This is a genomic window from Candidatus Sulfotelmatobacter sp., from assembly GCA_035504415.1.
GTDB lineage: Bacteria > Vulcanimicrobiota > Vulcanimicrobiia > Vulcanimicrobiales > Vulcanimicrobiaceae > Vulcanimicrobium.
In genome coordinates, this window is record DATJRY010000011.1 from 127,579 (window position 1) to 153,072 (window position 25,494).

Genomic DNA, 25,494 nt, shown 5'->3' on the forward strand with positions numbered 1-25,494 from the left:
GGCAAGCGTGCGCGCTTCAGCGGCGAATCTTCCCGACGATCTGGCGCAGCGGCGCGGTCACCTTCCAGGAGTGGGACGCGAGGACTTCGCGCAAGAACACGCCGTCGCGGCGCGCCTGGTCGAGCTCCTCGTTCAGCGCGGCGATCTGTGCCCGCGCCGCCACGCCCTCGGCCTGTGCTTGCGCGAGCCCTTCGCCCAGCGCGATCACCTCGCCCTCGCGGGCGGTAAGCCGACTCTGCGCCTGCGCGAGCGACTCACGCAACGCCGCCAACTCGTCCTCGCGTACGGCGAGGCGGCCGCGCGACTCCGCGAGCGTCGCGCGGAGCGCCGCCGATTCGTCTTCACGCGCGGCCAGGCCGGCCTGGGCGGCCACGAACGCGTCGCGGAGTGCCGTCGACTCGTCTTCGCGAGCACGCAACCCCGCCTGCGCCGCCACGAGCGCATCGCTGAGCGCCGCCGACTCCTCTTCACGCGCACGCAAACCCGCCTGCGCGGCGGCCAGCGCGTCGCGCATCCGCGTCGATTCGTCTTCATGCGCCGCGATGTCGACCTGCGCTGCCATGAGCGCGGCACGAAGCGCGACGGCTTCCTCTTCGGCTAAGCCGCGGTCGCTCTCGGCCGTAGCGAGCACCGCGCGGACCTCATCCACCTCCGCTTCGCGTCCGGCAAGCGTGCCTTGCGTTTCCGCGAGCTCCGCCTTCACACCCTCGGCGACCGCTTCGAGCTCCGCCCAGGCTGCGGCCCGCGCCGCGATCTCCCCCTCGAGTGCCGCACAGCGCGCGGCGAGGTCCCCCGGCGCCGCGTCCTGATCGGCCGGGAGCGCCGGCAATTCGGCCGCGTCCGACGAGAGCGGCAACGCATTCGCGGTAGCCCCGTTGAGCCGCTCGTGGCGCAACGTATTGAGTTCCGTCCAGATAGCGTCGAGCAAGTCGTCGGCGGGGTCCAGATACGCCGAGCTGACGTCGACGCTCAGCCGTTCGTCCGAGCAGATGGCGACGAAATAGAGCGGGTTGGTCAGCGTCGGCAGAACGTTCGCGATGCCGTCCCGAGCGCCGCTGTGCCAGGTCGGCGACTCGCTGACGGCACCTCCCAGCGGATGCACGAGCGAGAGCGCAGCCAGCCGCTGTCCGTAGAACGCCACGTGACGGAAGCGCCGCACGAGCAAGTCACGGAACTCGTCGAAGTAGAGCTCTTTCTCGTGATACGGATTTGAATATTGCGGGAGGTCCGAGTAGGTCAGCTTATTGGGCGAGGAGATGATCAGCACGCCGCCGGGGACGAGCACGCGCCGCAGCTCGTCGAGCATGCGCTCGTGCTCGGTGAGGTGCTCGATCGTCTCAAACGACACGGCGACGTCGACGCTGTCCTCGCCGAGCGGAATCTGCGTACACGAGCCGTAGAGAAACCGCACGTTCGCGGCGTAGTAGCTGCGCCGCGCATGGTCGACCGAGCGCGGATCGACGTCGACGCCGGTTACCTCGGATGCTACCCGGGCGAGGAGCGCGGAGCCGTATCCCTCGCCCGAAGCGATGTCCAACACCCGCCGGCCCGCGCAAAAGCGCGCGGCGAGCGCGTAGCGGTGGAGATGCTCGTAGTGAATCTGTCCGCCGATGGACGGAACGTATCGTTCGCCGGTAAACTCCATCATGCCGCGGCCCTCAGAGCAGATCCATGAAGTCACGCCGCAGCGCGCGGAATAACGCGTGCCCGACGCATGCACAGACGATTGCGACGGCCAGGAAGCCGCCCACCAGCGAAAAATCGATGGGACCGTGGCCCAGGGTGACCTCGCGCAGCGCTCCGATCGCCATGCCGACCGGATTCATCGTCAGGTACGGGCGGATCCCGGCCGGTACGAGCGCGGCCGGGTAGAAGACCGGGCACGTCATCCAAATCACGAAGCTGAACACGCCCCACAGATAGAGCAGGTCACGGAAGAACACGTAGAAGGCAGCAAGCGCCAGACCGAATCCGGCGCACAGGAGCAGCACCCCCGCGAAGACGATCGGCACCAGCACCGCGCGCAGCGGATCGTGGGTGAGGACCGCCGCCAGCACGAGGACGACGGGAAAGGTCGTCGTCAGCTGCTGGAAGGCGTTGGCACTGAGTGCCGCGATGGGAAATATCTCCGGGTCCAGCGCGATCTTGTTCAGCAGTCCGCCGTTGGCGACCACGGACGAGAGCGCTTCCGTGGTCGCCTGCGAGAAGAACACGACGACGGTGACGCCGACGAAAGCGGAAAACACATACCGCAGGATCGACCCGCCGTAGTATGACGCGAACGCGGTCCCGAAGATCGTCGTGTAGAGCGCCGTCATCAGGATTGGGTTCGCGAACGACCACAGGACGCCGAGCGACGTGCCGCGGTAGCGCGTCTTGAGCAAGCGCAGCGCCGACATTCTCACTAGCTCGAGATGCCGGCGCCAGCCGGCCGGCACGGCCGGCATCGAGCCGCGCGCCAGTGCACCGATCACAGCAGCGCTTCTCCTTCGACGATTTCCATGATCACCGCGTCGTCGACGATGAGGACGTCCTGCGGGCCGTAGTGGCTCCGCAAGATCCAGTTGATCGTGATCGCGTGCCGCCGCCCGTCTTGGATCAGGTACAGCGTCTCGTCACCCGAACGCCCCTTGACGACGATCTGGCCGCGCGGATCGTGGTGCGCGAGGTCGACGAGGTCCTGACCGCGCCGGAAGCTCGCCATGGTGGGAATCGTCGCCAGGTACGCGTCGGCGGCCTCCGAAGCCGCACCGTCGAACCGCACCTTGCCGTGGTCCATCCAGATGACGCGGTCGCACGTGCGCGCGACGGTCGCCATGTCGTGGCTGACCAGCAGGATCGTGCTGTGCTCGTCCCAGTAGTGCTCGATGCGGGCCGCGCACTTGCGACGAAACCGCTCGTCTCCGACGGAGAGCACTTCGTCGACGAGCAGGATCTCGGGTCGAAACTCGGTCGCGATCGCGAAGCTCAGACGCGCAGCCATCCCGGAGGAGAGCGTCTTGGTCGGCTCGTCCCGGTGCTCGCGCAACTCCGCGAAGTCGAGGATGTCCTCGATCCGCTCACGCACGTCCCGCTCGGAGTGCCCGAGCAGGACGGCGTAATAGACGATGTTGTCGACCAGCGAGAGCTCCGCGTCGAAACCGACGCCGAGCTCGATCAGGGGTGCGACGCTCGCGGAAACGGCGACGGAGCCGCGGGTGGGCTCGAGGATGCCGGCGATCAGCTTGAGCAGCGTGGACTTACCGCTGCCGTTGGGCCCGATCAGGCCCACCTTCTCACCGCGCTTGATCTGCAGCGTGACGCGTTCCAGCACCGTCCGGCGGCGGACGCGGCGAGAGCGCCCGGAAACCAGCCGCAGGAAGCTCCGCTTGAGGTCGTAGTGGAGCTCCTCTTGCGTGCGCCGGATCAGGGTGACCCCGTCCAGGGCGATCGCCGGGGCGGCTGAGGTCTGCGGAGACACGCGCTCGGCTTGTTTGCTAAGGGTCGAGTGCATCGAGTTCTGACCCTGTGGTTTACGGCCCGAGCGCGTAATCCTCGGTGAGTCGCGTGAGGTTCCGGTTGTAGTGCGGATCGATGACCTCGGCCGTGCGCCAACGCTCGTGCATGACCAGCTGCTCTCGCAGGAAGCGCGCCATCTTCTCCGGCGTGTCTTCATGCCCGCGGCTCTTAGACTCGTAGTGGAAGAGTTCGACGTGCGGGAGGTAGACGTTGAAGTAGCCTGCCGCTCGAACGCGCAAGCAAAAGTCGACATCGTTGAAAGCGATCGCCAGCTCCTCGTCGAAGCCACCGACCTCCTCGAACACCGCGCGGCGTATCATCAAACAAGCGGCGGTGACCGCCGAGAAGTTGTTGACCGTCTGCAGCGTCGCGAAATACCCGGGCGCGTCGCCCGGGAAGTACTTGTGCGAGTGACCGGCCACGCCGCCGAGCCCGATGATGACCCCGCCGTGCTGCACGGTCCCGTCCTCGTACAGCAGCTTCGCGCCAACGGCACCGATCGAGGGACGCTGTGCCTGCTCGACCATCGCCTCGAGCCAGTCGCGCGTGATCACCTCGGTGTCGTTGTTCAAGAACAGCAGATACGTGCCCGAGGCCTGCGTCGCGGCGTAGTTGTTGATCTCGGAGAAATTGAACGGAACGTCGTGACGGACGAGCTTGACGCGCTCCGGCTCACGTTCGAGCCACGCGCCGAACACGCGCAAGGACTCTTCGTCCGTCGATCCGTTGTCGAGCAGAACGACTTCGATGTCGGGATACGTGGAGCGCTCGAAGATCGAGCGCAGGCAGCGGTCGACGTCGTCGCCGTGGTCGCGGGTGGGGATGATGATACTGACCCGGTCCTTCGTCCGCAGCTCGTAGCGGACGGTATAGGTGCCGGGGACCGCGTCGCTGTGCACGATCCGGCCCGGCTCGCCACGACGCTCGAGCGCCTCGAGGATCGCAGCTTGCGCGGCGTCGTAGGCGTAATCTTTCTGCGAGCGCGAGGACGCCACCGAGCCACTGTGAACGCGCCAGTGGTAGAGCAGGCGCGGGATGTGCTCGACGCGACGCGCGAGCTCCGTTGCACGCAGCAGCAGATCGTAGTCCTGGCTCCCTTCGAAGCCCGTCCGGAATCCGCCGATCTGCTCGACGATCGAGCGCCGATAGATGCCCAAATGCGAAACGTAGTTACGCGAGAGCAGCGAATCGGGCGACCAATCGGGCTTGAAGTACGGGTCGCTGCGCCGCCCGGCATCGTCGATCTTGTCCTCGTCGGAGTAGATCACGTCGACGTCCGGAAAGCGCGTGACGACGAGCGCGTTCTCGAACAGCGCGTCGGGTGAAAGGAGGTCGTCGTGATCGAGTAGGGCGACGAAGTCGCCGGTCGCGAGCTCCAACGCGCTGTTGCTCGCGGCCGCGATGTGCCCGTTCTGCTGGCGATAGACGATCTTCACGCGTGGATCGGCCGCGTACTCGTCGAGAACTGCACGGACGTGCGGCTGTCGCGAAGCGTCGTCAGCGATGCACAACTCCCAGTGCGGGTAGACCTGCTGCTGCACGGAGTCGATGGCCGCGCGCAGATACTTCTCCGGCGTCTCGTAGACCGGCATGATGACACTGAAGACCGGCCGCACCGGGAGCGGCGGGAGGAACTCCCGCATCCGCTCGATGTCGGACGGCCGAACGCGGTGCTCGTTCAGCCACCGTTCATAGTCGGCGTTCCGCTCGAACACCCCCTCGTCGTCGTCGACGTCGGGCAGCCAGTACGGCAGCGGGCCCGTGCCGCCGCGCATCCTCTGCTTGAGCGCGAACCAGGCGTTACGGGCCTTCCAGAATTTGCTCGTCTGTATCGACGCCAGCAGCATGCGGGCGCGCCGGAGCATCGGCTGCGTGCGCGCGATGTGCCCTTGCATGCGGGCCAGCTCGGCACGGATCCCTTGGCGTTCGCGCTCGGCAGCCCACGCGGAGATCAGCGCTTCGGTATGCCGAACGGACAACTCGCGCAGACGCTGCTCCGCGTCTTCTCGCGCGCGCTCCGCACGGGCGGCTTCGGCGCGCACGTCGTCGATTTGCGACCCGAGCTGTTCGCTCAGCAGCCGCCAGTGCTTGGTTCGTTCCCCGGCCGCGGGCGCGGCGGGGGAACCCTCCTCTGCGCTCGACGTTTCATCAATATCCATGAACACCGCACCGGGAGGCCAGCCATTGCGTAGGGTGAAACAAGCGCACCGGCCTTCTCGCAACCGCAGAGGAATTCCCGTCACTATCGCAGAGCTCGATCCACATGTCCTCGTCCTGCCGACGGAGGGGGCATTCGACCGCTTCAGCTGGATCGACGGCGTGTGCGACCTGATGCCGCACATCGGATTCGCGCGCGTGCCGCAGGGTGCGCCGCTCGTGGTGTCCGGATGGGCGGTCGACCCGTCCTCCGCCGATCCGCCCCAGGCGGTGGCGATCGTCGTCGACCGTGCGCGCGTGCACCACGCCGAAGCCGGGCTCGACCGTACCGACGTGCGCGCTTTGCTCGGACCTGAGACCGCGCGAGACATCGGTTTCCGCGCGACGGTGCGCATCGACGACCTCCTGCCGGGCAACCACGAGCTGCGCGCGTACGTCCTGGGCGCCGACGGCACGTGGTACGAAGCCGCGTACACGCCGTTCTCCGTGTACGCGAGCGTGCAGCCCGCGCTGGACGTCGCGAGCGGACGCTCTCGCATCGTGGTGGACTCCGTCAGCGACGTGTCGCTCGACGGCAAGGGGCGCGGGCCGTCCGACGGGATCGTCGCGCGCGGTCACCTCGCACTTCTCGCGGGCTGGGCACTGAACCTCGAGACGAAGACAGCGCCCGTCGGCGTGTGCGCCATGGACGGGGACGGGAACGCGTGGAGCGCGTCGTGTGACCTCGCGCGCCCCGACGTGCGCGCCTCCGCCGGCGCCGCCGCCGAATACCTCGGCTTCGAGCTCCTCGTCCTCACCGAGCAGATGCGCCTTGGGTCGCAAGTTCTCAGCCTGCACGCGTTCGACGCGAACGGACGCCGCTACGGAAGCGCGCTGGAGGTCGAGCTCGACGTCAGCGCGCCGATGGAGGCATTTCCGGGCTTCGCCCCACTGGTGGACGGCACCGTCACCGCGAGCGTCGTGGCCGAGCGTGGCTCGCGCGTCGAGGAGCTGGACGGCACCCGCGCGCTGACGCGCGCCGTCGGGGACTTCGTCCCGATCGAAGGCTGGGCGTTCGGCAACCCGACGGTCGGCTGGCGCGGCGAGCAATTGTACCTCGAGCTGCAGCCCGAGGACCTCGTCATGCCGCCGATGCGCTACCAGCCGCGGTACGGCTACACCGTCAAGCGGCCGCGAAAAGAGTTGCGCACGCCGCCGCACGCGAACGGCTGGTTCGCGTACCGACTCGACACCGCCAATCTCGTGCCCGGCTCGTACGCGATGCGCTTGGCCCTCGTTGCTCGAGACCGCTGCTCCTACCGCACGATTCCGCTCGGAACGCTTCGGATGACGCAGCCGTCTTCGTCCGGCACGCGTGCGGGCGCCTGAGGGACGCCGTCCGCGCTCGTGTTCCACGTCTCATTCCTCGAACGGGGAGCGGGTGCCGTGCATTCGCACTAAGAAGTCGTCGCCAGGGCTATGGTAGAACCGCATGCGCAACCCGCGATCGTCCACGTGGACGTGCCTTTCGGCGGGCTGATCAAGTCGCCGTCGTCGCTGATACGCGGCTGGATTTCGCTGGAGGGCGATCGACCGATCGAGCGGCTCTGGTTGGCGAACCCCGCCGGGCGGGTCGTCCCGCTCGCGTTCGTCGACCGGCCGGACGTGCGGCAAGCGTTGCCGGACCGCACCTCGACCGGCTTCTCGGCCTGGATCGACGCCCGGACGATGGCGAACGGCCCGTGGTCCGTCGGCTTTCGGCGCGCGGGCGAAGACGCGGCGGCGCCGGTGCCGTTGCGCGTCGACACGACGATCACCAGCGAGTTCAGCGACGCGAAAGCGCGTAAGCTCGCACGCATTCGTCCGCTCTTACGCTGTCCGAAGTGCGGCGGAAAGCTGACCGACGACGAGCAGGCCATCGAGTGCGCGAACGGACATCGCTTCGGCGTCGGCACGAACGCGTACGACTTCCTGGACGACGCGACGCGCGAACGCGTCGGCGCGGTTCCGACCTCGAATGTCTCCGCGCACGGATACGACGAGGTGCTGCGCAAGCTGATCTCCGAAACGAGCGGACCGATCCTCGACGCCGGCGCCGGCTTGCGTCCCGATTATCGCGAGGAAGTCGTCAACCTCGAGATCGTCGCCTACCCGACCACCGACGTCGTCGCCGCCGTCGAGCTGCTGCCGTTCGCCGACGACTCGTTCGATCTCGTCATCAGCGTCGCGGTGCTCGAGCACGTTCGCGACCCGTTCGCGGCGGCTCGCGAGCTCGAACGGGTCGTGCGCCCGGGCGGTCGCATCTTCGCCGCCGTCCCGTTCCTGCAGCCGTATCACGGCTATCCCGACCACTATTACAACATGACCTCGGGTGGTTTGCGGAACTTATTCCGCAACTGCGAGGTCGAGTCGCTGTTCGTGCCGCGCTCGGGCAGCCCGATCTTCGTGCTCACCTGGCTCTTGCAGTCGTGGCGGAACGCGCTGCCGCCGGAAACACTGCAGACCTTCGACACCTTGCGTGTCTCCGACTTGGCCGTCGATCCGCTCACGCTCATCGACGAGCCGTTCGTCACCCAGCTGCCCGAGCACGCGAACGTCGAGCTCGCGGCGCTCAACGTGCTGATCGGCAAGAAGCGCTAGGCGCTACTCGGTCACGGTGAAGCGCACCGGTGAACCCTCCGTGAAGTAGCCTTTGTCGTCGTGCGCGACGACGAGGATGGCGACGGAGTGGACGCCGGGGCTGAGCGTCTTGGCCGGAATCGTACCGATGTAGCCGACGTAGCGAGCCTTGGGGGCGTTCAGCACGCGGGCGACGTCGGGCCGATCGACACCGTAGAGCGCGGCGATGCGACGCGACCCGTCGATCAGGAGGTACACGCCCGCCGAGGGCTGACCGTCATCGAACGCCCAACCGGTGAACGAGAGCGGCTGCGACGCGGAGAAACCGAGGTTGACCGGCTGGTGCTTGCCGATGACGACGACGCTCGACGAGCCTTGCACCGCGGAGTCGAGCGAGAACGGGGCCTTCCCCCAGTGCTCGTGCAGGCCGGCGAGCGACGGCGGCCCGTGCAGCGCGACCGCCGCCGCTTGCGGACCGGCCGCCGGCGGGGCAGCCGCGGGTGCTGCGGGCACCGACCCTCGGAGCTGCGGATACACGACGGCACCGCACAGCAGCACGACGAAGACGGCGGCGATCGCGGTCTCGATCGGGTACTTGCGCAGGAACGTGGCTAAGGTCATGGGTCCCTTCTTGGGCGGAGTCGCGCGCACGGCGGCCGGCGGAGCCGCCGGGGCCGCCGGCACGTCGAGCGGAAGCCGGCGGCGATAGTCGCCGCGCGAGAGCCATTTCTCGAGCAGCGCGTAAAGGACGATGAAGAGGTACCGGCTCCCCATCTCCTTGATCTTGAACTTCGAAACGCCGCCTTTGCGGTTATACCAACTGGTCGGAACGACCGTCCAGGAGTAGCCGCGCACGATCGCCTTGAGCGGCAGCTCGACGGTGATGTTGAAATGATGCGCGAGGATCGGCCGCACGCCGTCGATGACCTCGCGCCGATAGCACTTGAACGCATTGGTGACGTCGTTGTACGAGATCCCCATCAGCGCGGCGACGAACAGATTGGCGATCCGGTTGAGCGCGAGCTTGAGCCAAGGATATTCGACGACGTTCGCGCCGCGCATGAAGCGCGACCCGAACGCGCAGTCGAAGCCCGCCTCGATCGCCCGCCAGTATGCGACGACGTCGCCCGGATCGTCCGAAGCGTCGGCCATCACGATGCAGACGGCCTCGCCGGCGAACGCGTCCAACCCGCTGTGGATCGCGTTTCCGAAGCCGTTGGCGCGCGGGTTGTCGATGCAACGCACCTGCGGCCAGCGCTTGCCCACCCGCGAGACGACCGCAGCCGTCGCATCGGTGGAGTGATCGTTGACGACGATGATCTCGAACGGAATCCGCTCCGCGTCGAGTCGTTCAGCCAGCTCCGTCAGGGTCGGCTCGACGGTCGCCTCCTCGTTGCGGGCGGGGATGACGACGGAGAGCATCAGACGCCGGTGCGCTCCTTCTCGGCGTCGCTCAGCCAGCGGTCGACGTTCTTGTCGTACATCTCCCTGACGAGCGAGCGCAGGTCGTACTCCTGCCGCCAGTCGGGATAGTGCGCCCGGAACTTCGCCATGTCGCTGATGTACCAGATGTGGTCGCCGATCCGATTCGTTTCGGTGTACGCCCAGTCGAGCTTGCGGCCGGAAATCTCCTCGCACAGCCCGATCGCCTCGAGCATCGAGCAGTTGCTGAAGCGCGTGCCGCCCGCGTTATAGACCTCGCCGCAGCGCGGGCTGCGAAAGACGTGATCGAAGGCAGACACGAGATCGTGCGAATGGATGTTGTCGCGAACCTGCTTACCTTTGTAGCCGAAAACCTGATACGGAGCGCCGACGACGGTACACTTGAGCAGATACGCCAAGAAGCCGTGAAGCTTCGTCCCCGAGTGGTTCGGGCCGGTCAGACAGCCGCCGCGGAAGACGGCGGTCGGCATCGAGAAGTAGCGCCCATATTCTTGAACCAGCACGTCGGCGGCGACTTTCGAGGCGCCGAACACGGAATGCGTCGATTGATCGATGCGCAGGTTTTCGTCGATGCCTTCCCAGTACGGGTGATTGCGCGCGATCTCCCAACGCGTCTCGAGCTCTTCGAGCGGTAGCTCGTTCGGCGCGTCGCCGTAGACCTTGTTGGTCGAGGTGAAGATGAAGGCGGCCTTCGGCGCGTGCTTGCGGGTCGCTTCGAGCATGGTCAGCGTCCCGTTCGCGTTGACCGTGAAGTCGGTCGGTGGATCGCCGGCGGCCCAGTCGTGCGAGGGCTGCGCGGCGGTATGGATCACCAGCGCGATCCGTGCACCGTGCCGCCCGAAGATCTCGTCGATCGCGGCGGCGTCGCGGATGTCGGCGGCGACGTGCGTGTACTGCTTGGGAAAGCGCGACTCGAGCGAGAGCCGGTTCCATTCGGTGGACGCGTCCGGACCGAAGAACCGCTGGCGGAAGTTGTTGTCGATGCCGACGATCTCGTAGCCGCGCTCCGCGAAGTACGCGACGGCTTCCGAGCCGATGAGACCGGCAGAGCCGGTGACGATGACGACGGACATGCGGTCCTCGGGTTCTCCTCGCTGGGCGATCAGGACCACAGCGGAGCGACCATGCGCTCGTGCTCGCGGATCCAATCGTAGATCTGCTGAAGGGTCTCTCGCGGCGACTTGCGCGGCGCCCAGCCGAGATCGGCGTGAACGCGCGCGTTGTCCGTCACGTACAGACGGACGTCCGCAGCGCGATTCTCCGCGATCCGGCGCATTTCCACCTGGTTTCCGGTGATCTGCTCACACAACTGGGTCAGTTCGAGCAGCGAGAGGCTCGAGGCGAGGCCGCCCCCGACGTTGTACGTGCGCCGGGGCAGGTCGTCCATCCGGTCGATCTGCGAGAGGATGAGATCGCCCAGCTCGTCGACGGCGAGGAAGTCGCGCACCTGCTTGCCGGTGCCGCCGTATCCGATGAAACTGAGCGGGCGCTTGAAGTAATGCTTGCCCATCCAGAGCGCAAAGACGCCCTGGTCGACTTTGCCCATTTGCCACGGACCGGTGATGACGCCGCAGCGGTCGATCACGTAGCGCAAGCCGTACATGTCGCCATATTCGGCGAGGATCAGCTCGCACGCGAGCTTGGTGGTTCCGTAGAGCGAACGCGCCCCCTCCAGCGTGAAAGCCTCCGAGATTCCCGCCGCGCTGACGCCCGGCAGCGTCTGCCGTTGGGCGATCCTGAAACGCGTCGCTTCCTCTTCGTACGCGATCATCTCGATGGCCGCGACCGGATAGACGCGGCTGGTCGAGAGAAAGACGACGTCGGCCCCGTCGCGCCGCGCGACTTCGAGCAAGTTGACGGTGCCGACGAGATTGGTGTCGATCACGTACGACGGCCCCTGCTCGTACGCCGCGAGAACGGCGGGCTCCGCCGAGCAGTCGACAACCAGCTCAAACCGCGTCTTCGGAAACGTCAGATCGTCGGGACGCCGGACGTCACCGTGGGCGAACTCGACGTTCGCCGCCGCCAGCCGCGGCAGGTTCCACTCCGACCCGCGTCGCTTGAGGTTGTCGACGACGACCACACGGGCGTCGGGATAGCGCGAGCGCAGTCGCAGCGCGAGGTTCGATCCGACGAAACCCGCGCCGCCGGCGACGAGGATGCTGCTATATGATCCCACCTCTATGCCCGCTCCCGGTCCAGGTAAAAAGAGGATTCCCCTCCTCGCGAGCAAGCTCGCAAGGGTTTCGCGTTCAGCGCGACAATGAGAGGGCCTGCCATTACAGCCGCGTGCGCACTCATCACTCGTCAGCGCGCGTTCGATGCCGCGAGGAGCATACTACGTGAACCCGAGATTCCGCCTGCTGATGATTGGTGCGATGTACGAGAACGGCGGAAACACGACACATCGTTTTCTCGACGGGCACCCGCAGATGTTCGTGTACCCGTTCGAATCCCAGATCGGCACGGCGCTGGTGCACGACTACCTGAACTCGATGTTCCCGCTGAAGTACCGCTGGCCGGCGTTCTCGCTGCACGCCACCCCGCACCAGGACTATAAAGCGATCATCGACGAGGAAGGCAAGGTCCGCTCGCGCACGCCGAACGTGAGCAAGTTCCGGCACGAGCCGTTCGACATGAACGACGACGAGCGCTGCGCGATCTACGAGCGGATCATCGGTGAGATCGGCCGCTCGCGGCCGAACAACGTCGAAGCGTTCTTCCGCGCGACCTTCGAGGCGTGGAAGGACTATCGCCGGACCGGTCGCGAGCAGGTCTACGTCGGCTACAATCCGATCATCGGCGTCGACGCGGACAAGATCTTGACCGACATGCCGGACGCGCACTTCCTGCACATCGTGCGTAACCCGTGGTCGGCCTACGCGGATACGAAGAAGCGTCCCGTTCCGCTCTCGCTCGAGCATTACATGCTCGGGTGGACGCTGAACCAATACTACGCGCTGCTGTTCCAAAAGAAGTTCCCGGACCGCATGCACGTGATCCGCATCGAAGACGTCCTGGCGGATCCCAAGAAGACGCTCGGGGCGCTGTGCGAGAAGCTCGGGCTCGAGGCTGCGGACTCGCTTCTGCACCCATCGTGGAACGGCAAAGTGCTCGAGGAAGTGTATCCGTGGGGGACGATACGCAAGGCGACACCCGACGCGAATCGCGCCACGGCCGCCGAACTCGGCAAGGCCGAGGTCGAGGAGATCCGGCTGCGCACCGCCCAGTACCTCGACCACTTCGGATACACGGACTTCCTCTAGCCGATCGCGAGCGATGTCGGCGCGGCGCGTCCTCATCACGGGCACGAGCGGTTTCGTCGGCGCGAACGTCGCGCGAGGGATGCTGCGGCGCGGACACGAGGTGCACTGCCTGGTCCGCGCCGACTACCGACCGTGGCGGCTCGAGGAGATCGCCGGCGACGTGCGCCTGCACGTCGCCGACATGCTCGACCGGGCCGGTATCGGTGCGCTGTTCGACAGCGTCCGACCGCACTGGGTGTTGCACCTGGCCGCGTACGGCGCCTACGAGACGCAGGCGGACGTGACGCGCTGCGTGCGCACGAACGTCGAAGCGTCGGTGAACATGCTCGACGCCGCGGCCGAACGCGGCGTCGAGCGCTTCGTCAATACAGGCAGCTCGTCCGAATACGGCTTCAAGGACCATCCGCCCGACGAGAGTGAGCAGCTCGAGCCGAACAGCTTGTACGCGGTGACCAAGGCGGCGGCGACGGCGTACGCACAGCATTTGGGCCGGTCCGGAAAGCTGTCGGCGACGACGCTGCGCCTCTACTCGGTCTACGGGCCGTACGAGGAGCCGACGCGGCTGATCCCGACCGTCGTGCTGCGCGGGCTCGGGGGCGCGTATCCGCCGCTGGTGTCCCCGGACACGGCACGCGACTTCGTCTACGTCGACGACGTCGTCGCCGCGTACGACGCGGTGCTGCACGCCGACGTGCCGCCCGGAGCGGTCTACAACGTCGGGACCGGGACGCAAACGACGCTGCGTGACGTCGTCGCGGCAAGCCGTGCTTACTTCGGCATCGGCGCCGAACCCGGCTGGGGCACCATGGCGCAGCGGAAGTGGGATACCCGCACGTGGATCGCCAATACCGGCCGTATTGCGAGTGAAGTGGGTTGGAGAGCATCGACTCCCTTTGAGGCCGGGTTCGGGCGCACGGCGGCCTGGATGTCCGAGCCTGCTCGTCGCGCGTTTTACGAGTCACACCGCCGGCCGCCCGAGTGAGAGCCGATGAGCAGCACCGTCGAGAGTGAGCGCATGGTCACCGGTCGCCGCATCCGCGAACACGTCTTGCGGCAGTCGCGGCGCGCGAACGTTGGCCACATCGGCTCCGCGCTTTCGATCGCCGACATCCTCGCCGCACTCTACGGCAGCATCCTGCGCATCCCCGCACCGAGCGATCCCGACCGCGACCGTTTCGTCCTCTCGAAGGGCCACGCGGCGCTCGCACTCTACGCGGCGCTGCAGCTGCGCGGGTGGCTGAGCGAAGAGGAGCTCGCGACGTACTGCGGCGAGGAGAGCCTCCTGGGCGTGCATCCGGAAGCCGAGCTGCGCGGGGTCGACTTCTGCACCGGCTCGCTCGGACAGGGGCTCGCGATGGCCGCCGGCAGCGCGCTCGCGGCGCGCAAGTCCGGGTCGGCGCGCCGCACGTTCGTGCTCCTGAGCGATGCGGAGCTGAACGAAGGCTCGACCTGGGAAGCCGTCATGTTCGCGGCACAGCACCGCCTGAGCAACCTGTACGCGTTCGTCGACGTGAACGGACAGCAAGCGCTGGGCTATACGAAGGACGTCATCGCGATCGAAAACCCGACCGAGCGGTTCGCGGCGTTCGGCTGGGACGCCCGTGAGGTCGACGGTCATGACGTCGGCGCGATGCGGGCGGCTGTCGACGGTGCCTCCGCGGACCGCCCGCACGTCTTCGTCGCGCGCACCGTCTTCGGGCGCGGCGTCTCCTACATGCAGAGCCAGATCAAGTGGCATTACTGGCCGATGTCCGCGGAGGAGTTCGAGCAGGCGATGACCGAGGTCGCGCGCACGTGAGAACGACCTTTGCCAACACGCTGACCGAGATCGCGCGCGCCGACCGGCGCGTGCTGCTGCTTACGGCTGACCTGGGCTACATGGCGCTCGAGCCGTTCGCCGAGGCGAATCCCGATCAGTTCATCAACGTCGGTGTCGCCGAGCAGAACATGCTCGGGATCGCGACGGGCTTGTCCGACGGCGGCTACCTCCCGTTTGCCTACTCGATCGCGCCGTTTGCCTCCCTGCGTCCGTACGAGTTCATTCGCAACGGGCCGGTGCTCCATCATCTGCCCGTACGCATCGTCGGTGTCGGCGCCGGCTTCGAGTACGGCACGGCCGGCCCGACGCACCACGGGATCGACGATGCCGCCGCGCTGCGCCCGCAGGCGGGCTTGTTGATCGTCTCGCCGGCGGACGCGCAGCAGATGCGCACCGCGCTGCTGGCGACGTGGGACTACGACGGTCCGATCTACTATCGCATCGGCAAGGACGAGAAGACGTTCGTGCCCGGCCTCGACGGCCGCTTTCGCGTCGGTCGCGCCGAGACCGTGCGCGAAGGTAACGATCTCGCCTTCGTCGTGATGGGCGCGCTCGCGGCCGACGTCTGCGCCGCCGCGGACGCGTTGGCGGCGCACGGCCTGTCGGCGAGCGTCGCGGTCGTCTCGACCTTCAACCCCGCGCCGGTCGCGGACGTCGCCCGACTCGCCGAGGAACACCGCTTGCTGGTGAGCGTCGAGGCGCAGTACGTGAACGGCGGCTTGGGGTCGTTCGTCGCCGAGACGATCGCCGAAGCCGGCAGCGGCGCACGGTTGCTGCGTATCGGCGTCGAACGGCCCGCGCAGGGCCGCAGCGGAAGCCAGGGCTACTATCATCGGCTGCACGGCCTCGATCGCGAGGCGATCGTCCGGCGCGTTCTCGCCGTGACGGCGGGAGAGCCCGTTTGACCGATCCCGCGTTCTCGATCATCCTGCCGGTCTACAATCAAGCGGATCACATCGAGGCAATCGTCGCCGGCTACGAGCGCGCGCTGGCCGGAGCGGGCATCGACCACGAGTTGCTGCTGATCGTCAACGGGACGCAGCGCGACGCCTCGCTCGAGGTCTGCGGGGCGCTCGAGGAGCGCTACCCGGCGGTTCGCGCCGTGCACGAGCCGCACGGCGGGTGGGGCCGCGCCGTCAAGCGCGGTATCCGCGAGGCTCGCGGTACGTCGATCTGCTACACGAACTCGGCCCGCACCACCGATCAGGACCTCACGCTGTTGCTGCTCTACGCGCGGGCTTTTCCGGCGGTCGTCGTCAAGGCGAACCGCAAGATCCGCGAGGGCGCGCAGCGGCGAATCGGCTCGTTGCTCTACAACATCGAGTGCCGCACGCTGTTCGATCTCTCGTGCTGGGACATCAACGGTACGCCGAAGATCTTCCCACGCGCGTGTGACGCGCTGCTGGCGCTGCAGTCCGATGACGATCTGATCGACGCGGAGTTCAACGCGATCTGCCGGCGCCGGGACTACCCGATGATCGAGGTCCCGATCTTCTCGAGCCGCCGGCACGGCGGGACGTCGACGACCAACTACGGATCGGCGCTTGCGATGTACGTTGGCGCGTATAGGCTTTATCGCAAGCTCGGCCGTCCGACGTGAGCGACGCTCTCGCCGACCGCTTCGAGTCGCAGGGCCGGGAGTGGCGCGATCCGCTGCAGATCGTCTCGCAGTGGTCGGACGTAGCGGCGGCGGACGCCGGCGATTTGCAGGCCGAGGCGACCGGCGCTTGGTGGGACGTGCTGGCGGCGACCGGAACGACGCTGATCGTCTCGCGCGAGTACGAGCATCTGCTGCTGGCGCTGAACGCGACGCGTCGACCGCGTGTATCGTACCTGCGCTTGCCCCATCCCTCCGGCGTCGCCTTCGCACCGGACGAAGACCGCCTGTACGTCGCCTCGACGCGCAACCCCAACCAGCTCTATGCCTTTTCGCCGCTGGCCGGGATGCTCGAACGTGCGGACGTGGCGGAACACGCCGCGCCGATCCGCGCGCTGTTACCCGAGCGGACGTGGTACCTGCCGGGCTGCTCGTACATCCACGATCTGGCCGTGATCGGCGGCACCTTGCACGCCAACGCGGTCGGCCAGAACGTCGTGCTCGCGATCGCCGACGGGCGGGCGCGTCCCGTCTGGTGGCCGGCCGCGCTCGAGCGCGACGGACGCCCGCGGACCGAGTGCAACTACATCCAACTCAACTCGATCGCCGCCGGCGCCGATCTGGCCGGCTCGTACTTCTCGGCCTCCGGTGAACGGCCGGGCGAGTTGCGGCCGGGCCACGAGCGGTATCCGGTGGACGGACGCGGCGTGATCTACAGCGGTGCGACGCGCGAGCCGGTGGTACGCGGCCTGACGCGCCCGCACTCGGCGCGGTTGCACCAAGGCAGCGTCTGGGTCGACAACAGCGGCTACGGCGAGGTCGGCGTCGCCCGGGACGGCCACTTCGACGTGGTCACGCGGCTGCCGGGGTGGACCCGCGGACTCGGCTTCGCGGGCGGCATCGCGTTCGTCGGGACGTCGCGCGTCATTCCGCGCTTCCGTCAGTACGCGCCCGGACTCGACGTCGATCGCAGCGTCTGCGGCGTCCACGCGGTCGACCTCGCCGGCGGTCAGGTGCTGGGCTCACTGCTGTTCCCGGCCGGGAATCAAATCTTCGCGATCGAACCGGTCCCGGCGAGCTGGACGCCGGGGTTTCCGTTCGACGAGACATCGACGAGCGAGCTGGGGCCCGCGCTCTTCTACGCCTATCGCCTCGCCGGGGATACGTCGTAGCGCAGGCGAAAGCGCAGCGTCGCGACTACTGCGCGAACGTCACCGTCCCGTGCGCGCCTTCACGGTAGTAACCGGAACCGCCGCTGCTGACGACGAGGACGCCGATCGTGTGCGATCCCGCGGTGCGGAAGGTGTTCGAGGGCAGCGTGGCAGTGAAGCCGACGTACCGCGCATCCGGAGCGCCAAGAACGCGCGCGACGTCGGGCCGATCGACGCCGTAGTAGGCCGGGATTCGCGTGGTGCCGTCGATCAGCACGTAGACGCCGCCGGCTTCCTTCGAGCCGTCCACCGCCCAGCCGTTGACCTGCATGGGCTGCGCGCGCGAGAACGTAACCGCTAGCCGGCCGTTCTTCGCGGTCCCGAAGAGCGCCGAAGTGGAGCCCTGCGCGATCGAGTCGAGCGAGAACCGCGTCTGTCCCGGATACCTCTGCAGCTGCGAGAACGGCGGCGGCTCACGCAGCTGCGCTTGGACCGATCCGGCCGGTTGCTGGCCGTGACTCAGGAGCGGGTAGATGAGCGCCCCGAGCAAGACCACGACGAACGTGATCGTAATCGCAGACTCGATCGGATACTTCTTGAGCAGTGCGGCCATCGGCATCCCGTTCGGCGTCCTCTCTGGGCAGGCGGGTCAACGATAGTCCTAAGGGGGAAAGCGGCTCGATTCCTTCAGCGGAACGGTGCCCGCGCAGCGCGAAGCCGGTCCGAAGATGCAGGCTTCTCCCCTCCCCGTGGAAGACGAATCGCGTTCCGCGGTTCGTCCGCTTCACATGTTGGGGGCGATCCTCGGCGCGCTGGCCGCCGCCGCCTGGTTCGTTTACCTGGTTCGCCCGCGACCGGCACTCGGTGTGGGCCTGGACGCCTCGTGGCAACACGCGCTCACGCTTGCCCTGCACGACCATTTGCGCTTCGGACACGACATCGTCTTCACGTACGGGCCGCTGGGTTTCGTCCTCGCCGGTCCGGCGGACGCGACGCTGGCGATCCCGCAGCTCATCGTCAGCTCCGTCGTCGCGTTCGTCGTAGCGGCCGCGGCGTTGTTCGCACTCGGCGGACGATCGAGCGTCCTGCAGAAGACGGTCGCGGCGTTGGCGCTGCTGGTCTACAGCAGCAATGCCGGGCTCGACTACGTCTCGTTGGCGGGCGCGCTCGCGCTGCTCGTGCGCGCCTCACGCTTCCCCCGCTGCGCGGTCGCGACCGGTGCGGGCATCGGCTTGTTGTCGCTGTTCGGCTTCCTCTCGAAGTACACGGTCGCGATGGACGTGTTGGGGGCAGCGGCGGCGGTGTGGATCGTCGATCTCGCCACCGGGCCGGCGGAGCGGCGTCGTGCCGCGCTCACCGCGGGCGCCATCGCCCTCGCGACGGTGCTGGTCGGATCCTTGGTCGCACTGCGCAGCCCGGCCGCGCTCGTCGAGTATGCACGTGGTGCGCTCGCGATCACCGACGGCTACTCGGCGGCGATGGCCCTGCCCGGATCGTGGACGCAGGTCCTGTTGGCCGGCGCGGTCGCGCTCGCGCTTCTCCTGGTCGGCGTCCGGGCCGCGCGCGAGCGCCAGCCCACGCTGCTCGCGATGTCGGCCGTCACGCTCTTCCTGGCGTGGAAGCACGGCTACGTCCGTCAGGACGGGCACTTCGTCATCTACTTCGGCGCCGCGTTCGCCCTGGCTGCGATTCTCGTCGTCGCCGTTCGACGGCGCGGCACCGTCGTGATCGCGCTGGCTGCGTTCGCCGTCGCGACGTTCGCGTACGTAGTCAGCTTTCAAAGCGCGACCAACGAGCTGCCGCATTTCTTCGTCGTCGAGCGCTGGCGGGATGCCGCCCGCTTTCTGGTCTCCCCCCGCCAGGTGACGGCCGAGAATGCGGCACAGGAACCGACGATGCTGGCCGATGACGATTTGCCGCCGGCGTTCCGCGCGCGGCTCGGCAACGGAACGGTCGACGTGCTGCCGGTCGAAACGGCCATCGTGGCAGCCAACGACCTGCACTGGGATCCACTGCCGGTGTTTCAGTCCTACAGCGCCTATACGCCTTACCTGGACGAACTCAACCGAACCGCGCTCGACGAGCACGGCGCCGACACGATCCTCTACCAATACATCGCGATCGACGGCCGGCTGCCGTTCGGTGAAGCGCCGGCGACGACGGTCGCACTGCTGTGCCGGTACCGCGGCGAACCGGTCCCGCTCGGGGTCGGAACGAACGCGTTTCTGGTTCTCCACCGCGCCCCGAACGCAACCTGCGCGTCGGCCGACGCGGGAACAGTCGACGCATCGATCGGGACACCGGTCGCCGTTCCGGCGCCGCACGGGCCGCGCGAGATGATCGTCGCCTCGATCGATCTGCGGCCGACGCTGCTGTGCCGCGTCGCCAACGCGCTGTGGCGGGCGCCGTTCGTCTTTCTGGACGTCACGTACGGCGACGGCTCCACCGCGCGTTTTCGAGCGGTGGTCGCGACCCTGCGGGACGGCATCGTGATCGCACCCGCGCCGCGGAGCCAGGACGAGGCTGAAGCGTTCATCACCGAGCGGTCACAAACGCCGGTGAAGAGCGTGACGGTCGTCGCGCCGGCCGCCTTCTACAGCCTCTCCCACGTCACGTTCACGCGCGAGGTACGCTCCCGCGCCAAGTCGTAGCTTCGCCCGATGACGCTCACGCCGCCGCTGCTGTGGATCAGCCAACATAGTGCGGCCTACACCATCACGGCAACGCTGGTGCTCGTCGTCTTTCTGATTTTCGCGCTCTGGCCGGAGCGCACGCTCCCGCTCTCGCCGGTCGTGCGCGAGCGCCTCGTCGTGCTCGGCATCCCGGCGGTGCTGTTCGCCTGGCGTTGGCCGGTCTTCATTCCGACGTACGCCTTGAACCCCGACGAGGCACAGATGCTCGCCAACGCGCTCAAGGCGACGGTCGACATCGTGCCGTGGCACGGCTTCGACCCCGCCAGCAGCGGACCGCTGAACTCCGACGTGCTGACGCTGCCGGCGCTGGTGGGTGCGCACATCGACTTCTTCTCGGCACGCGTGGTCGGACTGCTGCTGGTGGCCGGTGCGCTCATCGCGCTCTATTTCGCCGTACGGTGGACCTACGGCGCCGCCCTCGCGCGCGTCGCGGTCGTTCCGCCGCTGCTGCTGTTCGCGTTCGTGCGCGACGCTGACTTCGTGCATTACTCGAGCGAACATCTCCCGCTGTTCCTCAACGCGGTCGCACTGGCCGCAGCGATGTACTTGGGTCTGGCCGAGGGTTCGGCGCGCAAGCGCGTCGCAGCCGCCCTGGTCGCCGGACTGTGCGCCGGCTGCGCGCTCTTCGCGAAGCTCCAGGACGTGCCGATCGCGGCCGTCCTCGCGCTCTGTGCAATGGCCGCCATACTCACCGCGCCCGTGCGCACGCGAACGCGCGAGCTCGTCGTGCTCGCCGAGGGAATCGGGTTTCCGGTCGCGCTCATTCTCGGCGCCGTCGTGGTGAGCGGCGTGTGGCGCGACTTCGTGATTTCCTATATCCTGGGCGCCACGGTCTACGTCCAGAGCCCAATCAGCGTCGGGCCCGACTTTTTCTTCCACTCGGTCGCCGTATACGCGAAGTTCTTGGCGGTGTCGGCCGCGGTCTGCGGCGCTTCCCTGGCCGTGCTGATCGTCATGCGCCGACGAATCACGCTGCCGCCGGCGATCGCGCCCGCATCGGCCGTGTTGATGGTGCTCGCCGCGCTCTTCGCCGTTTACGAGCCGCACCATCCGTTCCCTCACTACCTCCTGCTCACCGTCATCCCACTCGCTTGGCTGACCACGAACTCGTTCGCGCTCGCACTCTCCGCCTGGCGCACGCCGGCTCTGCGCGAAGCGGCTGCGTTCGCTTTCGTGCTGGCCTTCGGCATCCCGCTGGCGCCGCACATGCCCACCACGGACGATCCCTTCGTTCAGGCGCTTGCGTCAGAGGCGACGTTTCCGCTCGGGCCCGTCGACATCGCGATCGAGAAGCTCATCCCGCGCGGAGGCCGGATGCTCGTCTGGGGCTGGATGCCGCAGTACTACGTCGACACGGCGACGCTGATGGCGACGCGGGACGCGAACGCCTATTTTCAGATCGAGCTGCTTCCCTATCGAGACTACTTCCGCGCGCGGATGATGCGCGAGCTCGAGGCCGCGCCGCCGCCCGTCGTCGTCGACGCCGTCGCGCCGGGCCAGTTCGGCTTCACCGACAACGTCACGCAAGGCATCGACAGTTTCCCCGCGCTCAGCGCGTTCGTGCGCGAGCGGTACGTGCTCGCAAACGACATCGGCGGCGTTCGCATCTATCGGCTGCGCGAAGGGCACCTGTAACCGCGCCCCGAACGGCGTCGCGTGCTCGCGCTCCTCACCGGTGCCGCCGGATTCATCGGCTCGCACCTCGTCGAACGTCTCCTTCGCGAGGGCTGGAACGTCGTCGGCGTCGACAACCTCGCGACCGGTGACGAGCGCAACTTGCAGGGCGTGCGCGGCCACGAGCGGTTCACGTTCGTGCGCGCCGACGTCAGCGCGCCGTGGGACGCTTGGGTAGCGGCACTGCCGCCCGCGCTGCGCCGGCCGAAGCTGGTCTTGCACTTCGCCTCGCCGGCGAGCCCGGTTCACTACGAGCGACTCGCGCTCGAGACGCTGGCCGTCAACGCGCTGGGGACGATGCATGCCGTCGCACTCGCCGCACGAATGTCGGCGACGCTCTTGTATGCCTCGACCAGCGAGACCTACGGCGATCCGCTGCAGCACCCGCAAAGCGAGACGTACTGGGGGAACGTCAACCCGATCGGGCAGCGCTCGTGCTACGATGAAGGCAAGCGGTACGGCGAGGCGTACGTCACGACGGCGGTACGCAAGGGCGAGGTCGACGCGCGCGTCGTGAGAATCTTCAACACTTACGGGCCGCGCATGCAGTCCGGCGACGGCCGCGTCATCCCGAACTTCTGCGTCTCGGCTCTGCGCGGCGAGCCGCTGACCGTCTACGGCAACGGCAGTCAGACGCGCAGTTTCTGCTACGTCGACGATCTGGTCGAAGGCATCCTCCGGCTGGCGACGGGCCGCGGCCTGACCGGCCGGGTGGTGAACCTCGGCAACCCCGACGAGTACACGATTCGCGAGCTGGCCGCGACGATCGCGCGGCTCGCGGGCGTTCCGCTGCAGGTCGAGGACCGCCCGCTGCCGCCCGACGACCCGACCCGGCGCCGTCCCGACATCACGCTCGCGCGCACGCTGCTCGGTTGGCAACCGGCCGTCCCGCTCGAGGACGGCCTGCTGCGCACGCTCGAGTACTTCCGCGCTGCGACGCCCGTCTAGTCGCTTTCGCGTGCGCGCACGAGGTTGCCGTGCGTCGCCGGCGCGCTCGTCGTGCGCTGCAGCTTGATCCGGCCCACGCCCAGGTAGCGCAGGCCCGCCGCGCGCACCTTTTCCGGCTCGTAGATGTTGCGGCCGTCGACGAGCAGGTCGCCGCGCATCGTCCGCGCACAGCGCGCGAGGTCGAGACTGCGGAACTCGTTCCACTCGGTCGCCAACAGCACGGCGTCGGCACCTTCCAGCGTCGCGTACACATCTTCGCAGAACGTCACGTGCTCACCGAGTGCGCGGCGCGCGAAGTCGTTGGCGATCGGATCGTGAGCGCGCACGACGGCATCACGGTCGAGCAGCCGCTGAATGATGGCGAGCGCCGGCGCCTCACGGATGTCGTCGGTATTCGGCTTGAACGCCAGGCCGAGCACCGCGACGACACGGCCGTGCAGACCGCCCAGCTCGCGTTCGAACTTCATGACCGTGCGCTCGACCTGGCGACGGTTGACCAGCTCAACGGCGTGCAGCAGCGGCGCCTGATAGTCGCGCTCGACCGCCAGCTGCTCGAGGGCGCGCACGTCCTTGGGAAAACACGAGCCGCCGTAGCCAATGCCTGGATTGAGGAACTTCGTTCCGATCCGCTGGTCGTAGCCGATCCCGTTGCAGACGGCACGCACGTCGACGTCGAGCAGCTCGCAGATGTTCGCGATCTCGTTGATGAACGAGATCTTCGTCGCCAGGAAGGCGTTCGCGGCGTACTTGATCATCTCGGAGGTGCGCACGTCCGTGACGACCACCGGCGCCTCGAGCGGCGCGTAGAGATCACGCATCACGCGTTCGGTCTCGGCGTCGGCGACGCCGATCACGACGCGGTCGGGCTTGAGGAAGTCCGCGACCGCCGAGCCTTCGCGCAGGAACTCCGGGTTGCTGACGACGCTGACGGGGTACTCGACCGGCGCGTGCTCGCGAATGATCGAGCTGATCATTTCACCCGTCTCGACCGGAACGGTGGACTTCGAGACGACGATCTTGGGGCCATTGAGCGCCAGACCGATCTCGCGCGCGACCGCGCGTACCGCGCTCAAGTCGGCGTGGCCGTCGGGTCGCATCGGGGTGCCGACCGCGATGAAGATGACCTCGGCGCACCGGATCGCCGCGGCGAGGTCGGTGGTGAACGAGAGTCGGCCCGCCTCGATGTTGCGCGCGACCATCTCCCCGAGCGAGGGCTCGTAGAACGGAATGTTCCCCACTTCGAGCTGGGTGATCTTCGCTGCGTCGTTATCGACGCCGACGACGCTGTTGCCCAGCTCGGCGAGGCACGTCGCCGTGACTAGCCCCACGTACCCGGCGCCGACGATCGCTATCGATCTCATCGCCCGCTTACTTCGCCTCGGGCGCCGGCGCTTTCCTCGGCCGGCCGGGTGGGCGCGCCGCGGCGCCGGCCGGCGAAGGCAAGTGCGCACACGACCAGCGCGCAGGTGTGTCCGACGGCGATCGTCTGGAGGAGATCGGCGGCCGAACGATGGCGCAGCACGACCGCGGTCACCTCCCCGAGCACCACGCAGCACAGCGGGACCACGAAGCCCAGCCGCCCGCGCGCGATCGCGTAGGTCGCTGCGATATTGGCCATCGACATCGCGCCGATCGCATACACGTAGGTCGTCAGAAACGGTGCGCCGGCGGCGAAGGAACGTCCGGCGATCGTGGTGATGACGAACCGTGGCAAAAACGCGTAGAAGGCGATCGCGGCTACGACGATGAGTCCGCCGGCACCGACCGCCTGCAGATAAAGGTCGCGCGTGCGCTCGCCGCGCGCCGACCGGGCCGACGCCTGCGGCAAGAGCACGGTCGGGATGAACGCGGTCACCGCGAACAGCGCGCGACTCGCCAACGCCGCCGCACCGTACAGTCCGGCGGTGTACGCGTCGAGGTACCGCTTCGCCAACACGACGTCGTAGAGCAGCAGGACGTAAATGCAGAACATCGCCAGCGCAACGCCACCGGACGTGCGTGCGACCGTGCGCAGCGAGAAGCGCACCGCGACGCCGCGCCGATGCGGGAGCGCGGCGACGAACGTGTACGCGGTCGCGAGGCCGTAGCCGATAACGACGCCCGAGAGCGCGCCGCGCAGCCCCAGCGTCGCGCCGAGCAACGGCGCCGCGACCGCCTTGCCGAGGTTCTCGGCGACGTTCGAGAGCGAGAAGGCGCGGAACGCCGAGAGCCCTTGCAGCAAACCGCGCAGGAACGGCAGCGGGATCGCGGCCGCGAGTGCGCAGCCCGCCGCCGCGACCAGCAGCGGATCGCCGACGTGCAAGAACGCGGCCAGTGGAACAGAAGCGCAGATCAGCACCAACCCGGCGAAGCCCGCGACGACGAAGGCGACGCGGTCGACCGCTCGCGCAAGCCCGGCGAGCCGGTCGGGATCGAGCGTCAAATCGCTGGCCAGCTTCGCGACCACCATTTGCGCGATCAGCGCCGGCGCTTGTACGATCAGGACGACCGCCAGCAGCGCCGAGAACGTGCCGTACGCCTCGACCCCGAGCGTCCGGCTGACCAGGGTGTAGAAGACGTAGCCCAGGACGTTGGCGACCATCAAGCCGCCGAAGGTGATCCCGGCGTGCGCCGCGACTTGGCGACGTACGCTCGGCACTCGCGCCTCGGC

Annotated in this window: 21 protein-coding genes; 11 read left to right on the forward strand and 10 right to left on the reverse strand. The window is 67.7% G+C overall.

Going from position 1 to position 25,494, the window contains the following annotated elements; genetic code table 11:
- Positions 1–16: 16 nt before the first annotated feature.
- The 4 genes from VMD91_07035 to VMD91_07050 are packed head-to-tail and all read right to left on the reverse strand — an operon-like array spanning position 17 to position 5,273.
- Positions 17–1,648, reverse strand: coding sequence for a methyltransferase domain-containing protein (locus VMD91_07035; GenBank protein HTW83802.1), 1,632 nt, complete (start codon positions 1,646–1,648; stop codon positions 17–19).
- 10 nt (positions 1,649–1,658) lie between these two features.
- The gene (locus VMD91_07040) at positions 1,659–2,474 is read right to left on the reverse strand and encodes an ABC transporter permease (protein ID HTW83803.1); all 816 of its coding nucleotides are present in this window, start codon (positions 2,472–2,474) and stop codon (positions 1,659–1,661) included.
- Positions 2,471–3,460, reverse strand: a complete 990-nt coding sequence (locus VMD91_07045) for an ABC transporter ATP-binding protein (GenBank protein ID HTW83804.1) — start codon at positions 3,458–3,460, stop codon at positions 2,471–2,473. The genes VMD91_07040 and VMD91_07045 overlap by 4 nt, the downstream gene beginning before the upstream one ends.
- A gap of 52 nt (positions 3,461–3,512) precedes the next feature.
- On the reverse strand, positions 3,513–5,273 hold the full coding sequence (locus VMD91_07050) for a glycosyltransferase family 2 protein (protein ID HTW83805.1): 1,761 nt from the start codon (positions 5,271–5,273) through the stop codon (positions 3,513–3,515).
- On the opposite strand from VMD91_07050, the gene VMD91_07055 reads away from it, so the two are divergent.
- Both VMD91_07055 and VMD91_07060 read left to right on the forward strand, forming a co-directional pair.
- A complete protein-coding gene (locus VMD91_07055; protein ID HTW83806.1) occupies positions 5,260–7,023 on the forward strand; it encodes a hypothetical protein in 1,764 nt (587 codons plus the stop codon). The genes VMD91_07050 and VMD91_07055 overlap by 14 nt on opposite strands.
- 126 nt (positions 7,024–7,149) lie before the next feature.
- Positions 7,150–8,274: a methyltransferase domain-containing protein gene (locus tag VMD91_07060; protein ID HTW83807.1), complete on the forward strand. Its 1,125-nt coding sequence runs from the start codon at positions 7,150–7,152 to the stop codon at positions 8,272–8,274.
- 3 nt (positions 8,275–8,277) lie between these two features.
- Here the strand turns inward: VMD91_07060 and VMD91_07065 are convergent, their stop codons facing one another.
- The 3 genes from VMD91_07065 to VMD91_07075 are packed head-to-tail and all read right to left on the reverse strand — an operon-like array spanning position 8,278 to position 11,875.
- Positions 8,278–9,675, reverse strand: a complete 1,398-nt coding sequence (locus VMD91_07065) for a glycosyltransferase family 2 protein (protein ID HTW83808.1) — start codon at positions 9,673–9,675, stop codon at positions 8,278–8,280.
- Entirely contained in the window at positions 9,675–10,769 is a 1,095-nt protein-coding gene (locus tag VMD91_07070) for an NAD-dependent epimerase/dehydratase family protein (protein ID HTW83809.1), read from the reverse strand. The genes VMD91_07065 and VMD91_07070 overlap by 1 nt, the downstream gene beginning before the upstream one ends.
- A gap of 29 nt (positions 10,770–10,798) precedes the next feature.
- The gene (locus tag VMD91_07075) at positions 10,799–11,875 is read right to left on the reverse strand and encodes an NAD-dependent epimerase/dehydratase family protein (GenBank protein ID HTW83810.1); all 1,077 of its coding nucleotides are present in this window, start codon (positions 11,873–11,875) and stop codon (positions 10,799–10,801) included.
- A gap of 163 nt (positions 11,876–12,038) precedes the next feature.
- On the opposite strand from VMD91_07075, the gene VMD91_07080 reads away from it, so the two are divergent.
- From VMD91_07080 to VMD91_07105, 6 genes are read left to right on the forward strand one after another with little or no spacing between them, the layout of a single operon-like run.
- Entirely contained in the window at positions 12,039–12,962 is a 924-nt protein-coding gene (locus VMD91_07080) for a sulfotransferase (GenBank protein HTW83811.1), read from the forward strand.
- Positions 12,963–12,975: 13 nt separating this feature from the next.
- Positions 12,976–13,944, forward strand: coding sequence for an NAD-dependent epimerase/dehydratase family protein (locus VMD91_07085; protein HTW83812.1), 969 nt, complete (start codon positions 12,976–12,978; stop codon positions 13,942–13,944).
- A gap of 6 nt (positions 13,945–13,950) precedes the next feature.
- The gene (locus tag VMD91_07090) at positions 13,951–14,760 is read left to right on the forward strand and encodes a transketolase (protein HTW83813.1); all 810 of its coding nucleotides are present in this window, start codon (positions 13,951–13,953) and stop codon (positions 14,758–14,760) included.
- Complete coding sequence (locus VMD91_07095; GenBank protein ID HTW83814.1) at positions 14,757–15,686, forward strand: transketolase C-terminal domain-containing protein; 930 nt, start codon at positions 14,757–14,759, stop codon at positions 15,684–15,686. Before VMD91_07090 ends, VMD91_07095 begins: the two co-directional genes overlap by 4 nt.
- The gene (locus tag VMD91_07100) at positions 15,683–16,381 is read left to right on the forward strand and encodes a glycosyltransferase (GenBank protein ID HTW83815.1); all 699 of its coding nucleotides are present in this window, start codon (positions 15,683–15,685) and stop codon (positions 16,379–16,381) included. Before VMD91_07095 ends, VMD91_07100 begins: the two co-directional genes overlap by 4 nt.
- Entirely contained in the window at positions 16,378–17,550 is a 1,173-nt protein-coding gene (locus tag VMD91_07105) for a DUF4915 domain-containing protein (GenBank protein HTW83816.1), read from the forward strand. Before VMD91_07100 ends, VMD91_07105 begins: the two co-directional genes overlap by 4 nt.
- 25 nt (positions 17,551–17,575) lie before the next feature.
- On the opposite strand, the gene VMD91_07110 is transcribed toward VMD91_07105, so the two are convergent.
- On the reverse strand, positions 17,576–18,142 hold the full coding sequence (locus VMD91_07110; GenBank protein ID HTW83817.1) for a hypothetical protein: 567 nt from the start codon (positions 18,140–18,142) through the stop codon (positions 17,576–17,578).
- Between the two features lie 175 nt (positions 18,143–18,317).
- Here VMD91_07110 and VMD91_07115 point away from each other — a divergent pair, with 175 nt between their 5' ends.
- From VMD91_07115 to VMD91_07125, 3 genes are read left to right on the forward strand one after another with little or no spacing between them, the layout of a single operon-like run.
- Positions 18,318–20,180 carry a hypothetical protein gene (locus tag VMD91_07115; protein HTW83818.1) on the forward strand — a complete coding sequence of 621 codons (1,863 nt, stop codon included), beginning with the start codon at positions 18,318–18,320 and terminating at the stop codon, positions 20,178–20,180.
- Between the two features lie 9 nt (positions 20,181–20,189).
- A complete protein-coding gene (locus tag VMD91_07120) occupies positions 20,190–21,857 on the forward strand; it encodes a hypothetical protein (GenBank protein HTW83819.1) in 1,668 nt (555 codons plus the stop codon).
- 21 nt (positions 21,858–21,878) lie between these two features.
- A complete protein-coding gene (locus tag VMD91_07125; GenBank protein ID HTW83820.1) occupies positions 21,879–22,844 on the forward strand; it encodes a UDP-glucuronic acid decarboxylase family protein in 966 nt (321 codons plus the stop codon).
- Here the strand turns inward: VMD91_07125 and VMD91_07130 are convergent.
- Together VMD91_07130 and VMD91_07135 are read right to left on the reverse strand one after the other, a co-directional pair.
- Positions 22,841–24,205 (reverse strand): UDP-glucose/GDP-mannose dehydrogenase family protein, encoded by a 1,365-nt coding sequence (locus tag VMD91_07130; GenBank protein HTW83821.1) that lies wholly within the window; start codon positions 24,203–24,205, stop codon positions 22,841–22,843. The two genes, VMD91_07125 and VMD91_07130, sit on opposite strands and share 4 nt — an antisense overlap.
- Positions 24,202–25,482 (reverse strand): hypothetical protein, encoded by a 1,281-nt coding sequence (locus VMD91_07135; protein ID HTW83822.1) that lies wholly within the window; start codon positions 25,480–25,482, stop codon positions 24,202–24,204. The genes VMD91_07130 and VMD91_07135 overlap by 4 nt, the downstream gene beginning before the upstream one ends.
- Positions 25,483–25,494: the final 12 nt, after the last annotated feature.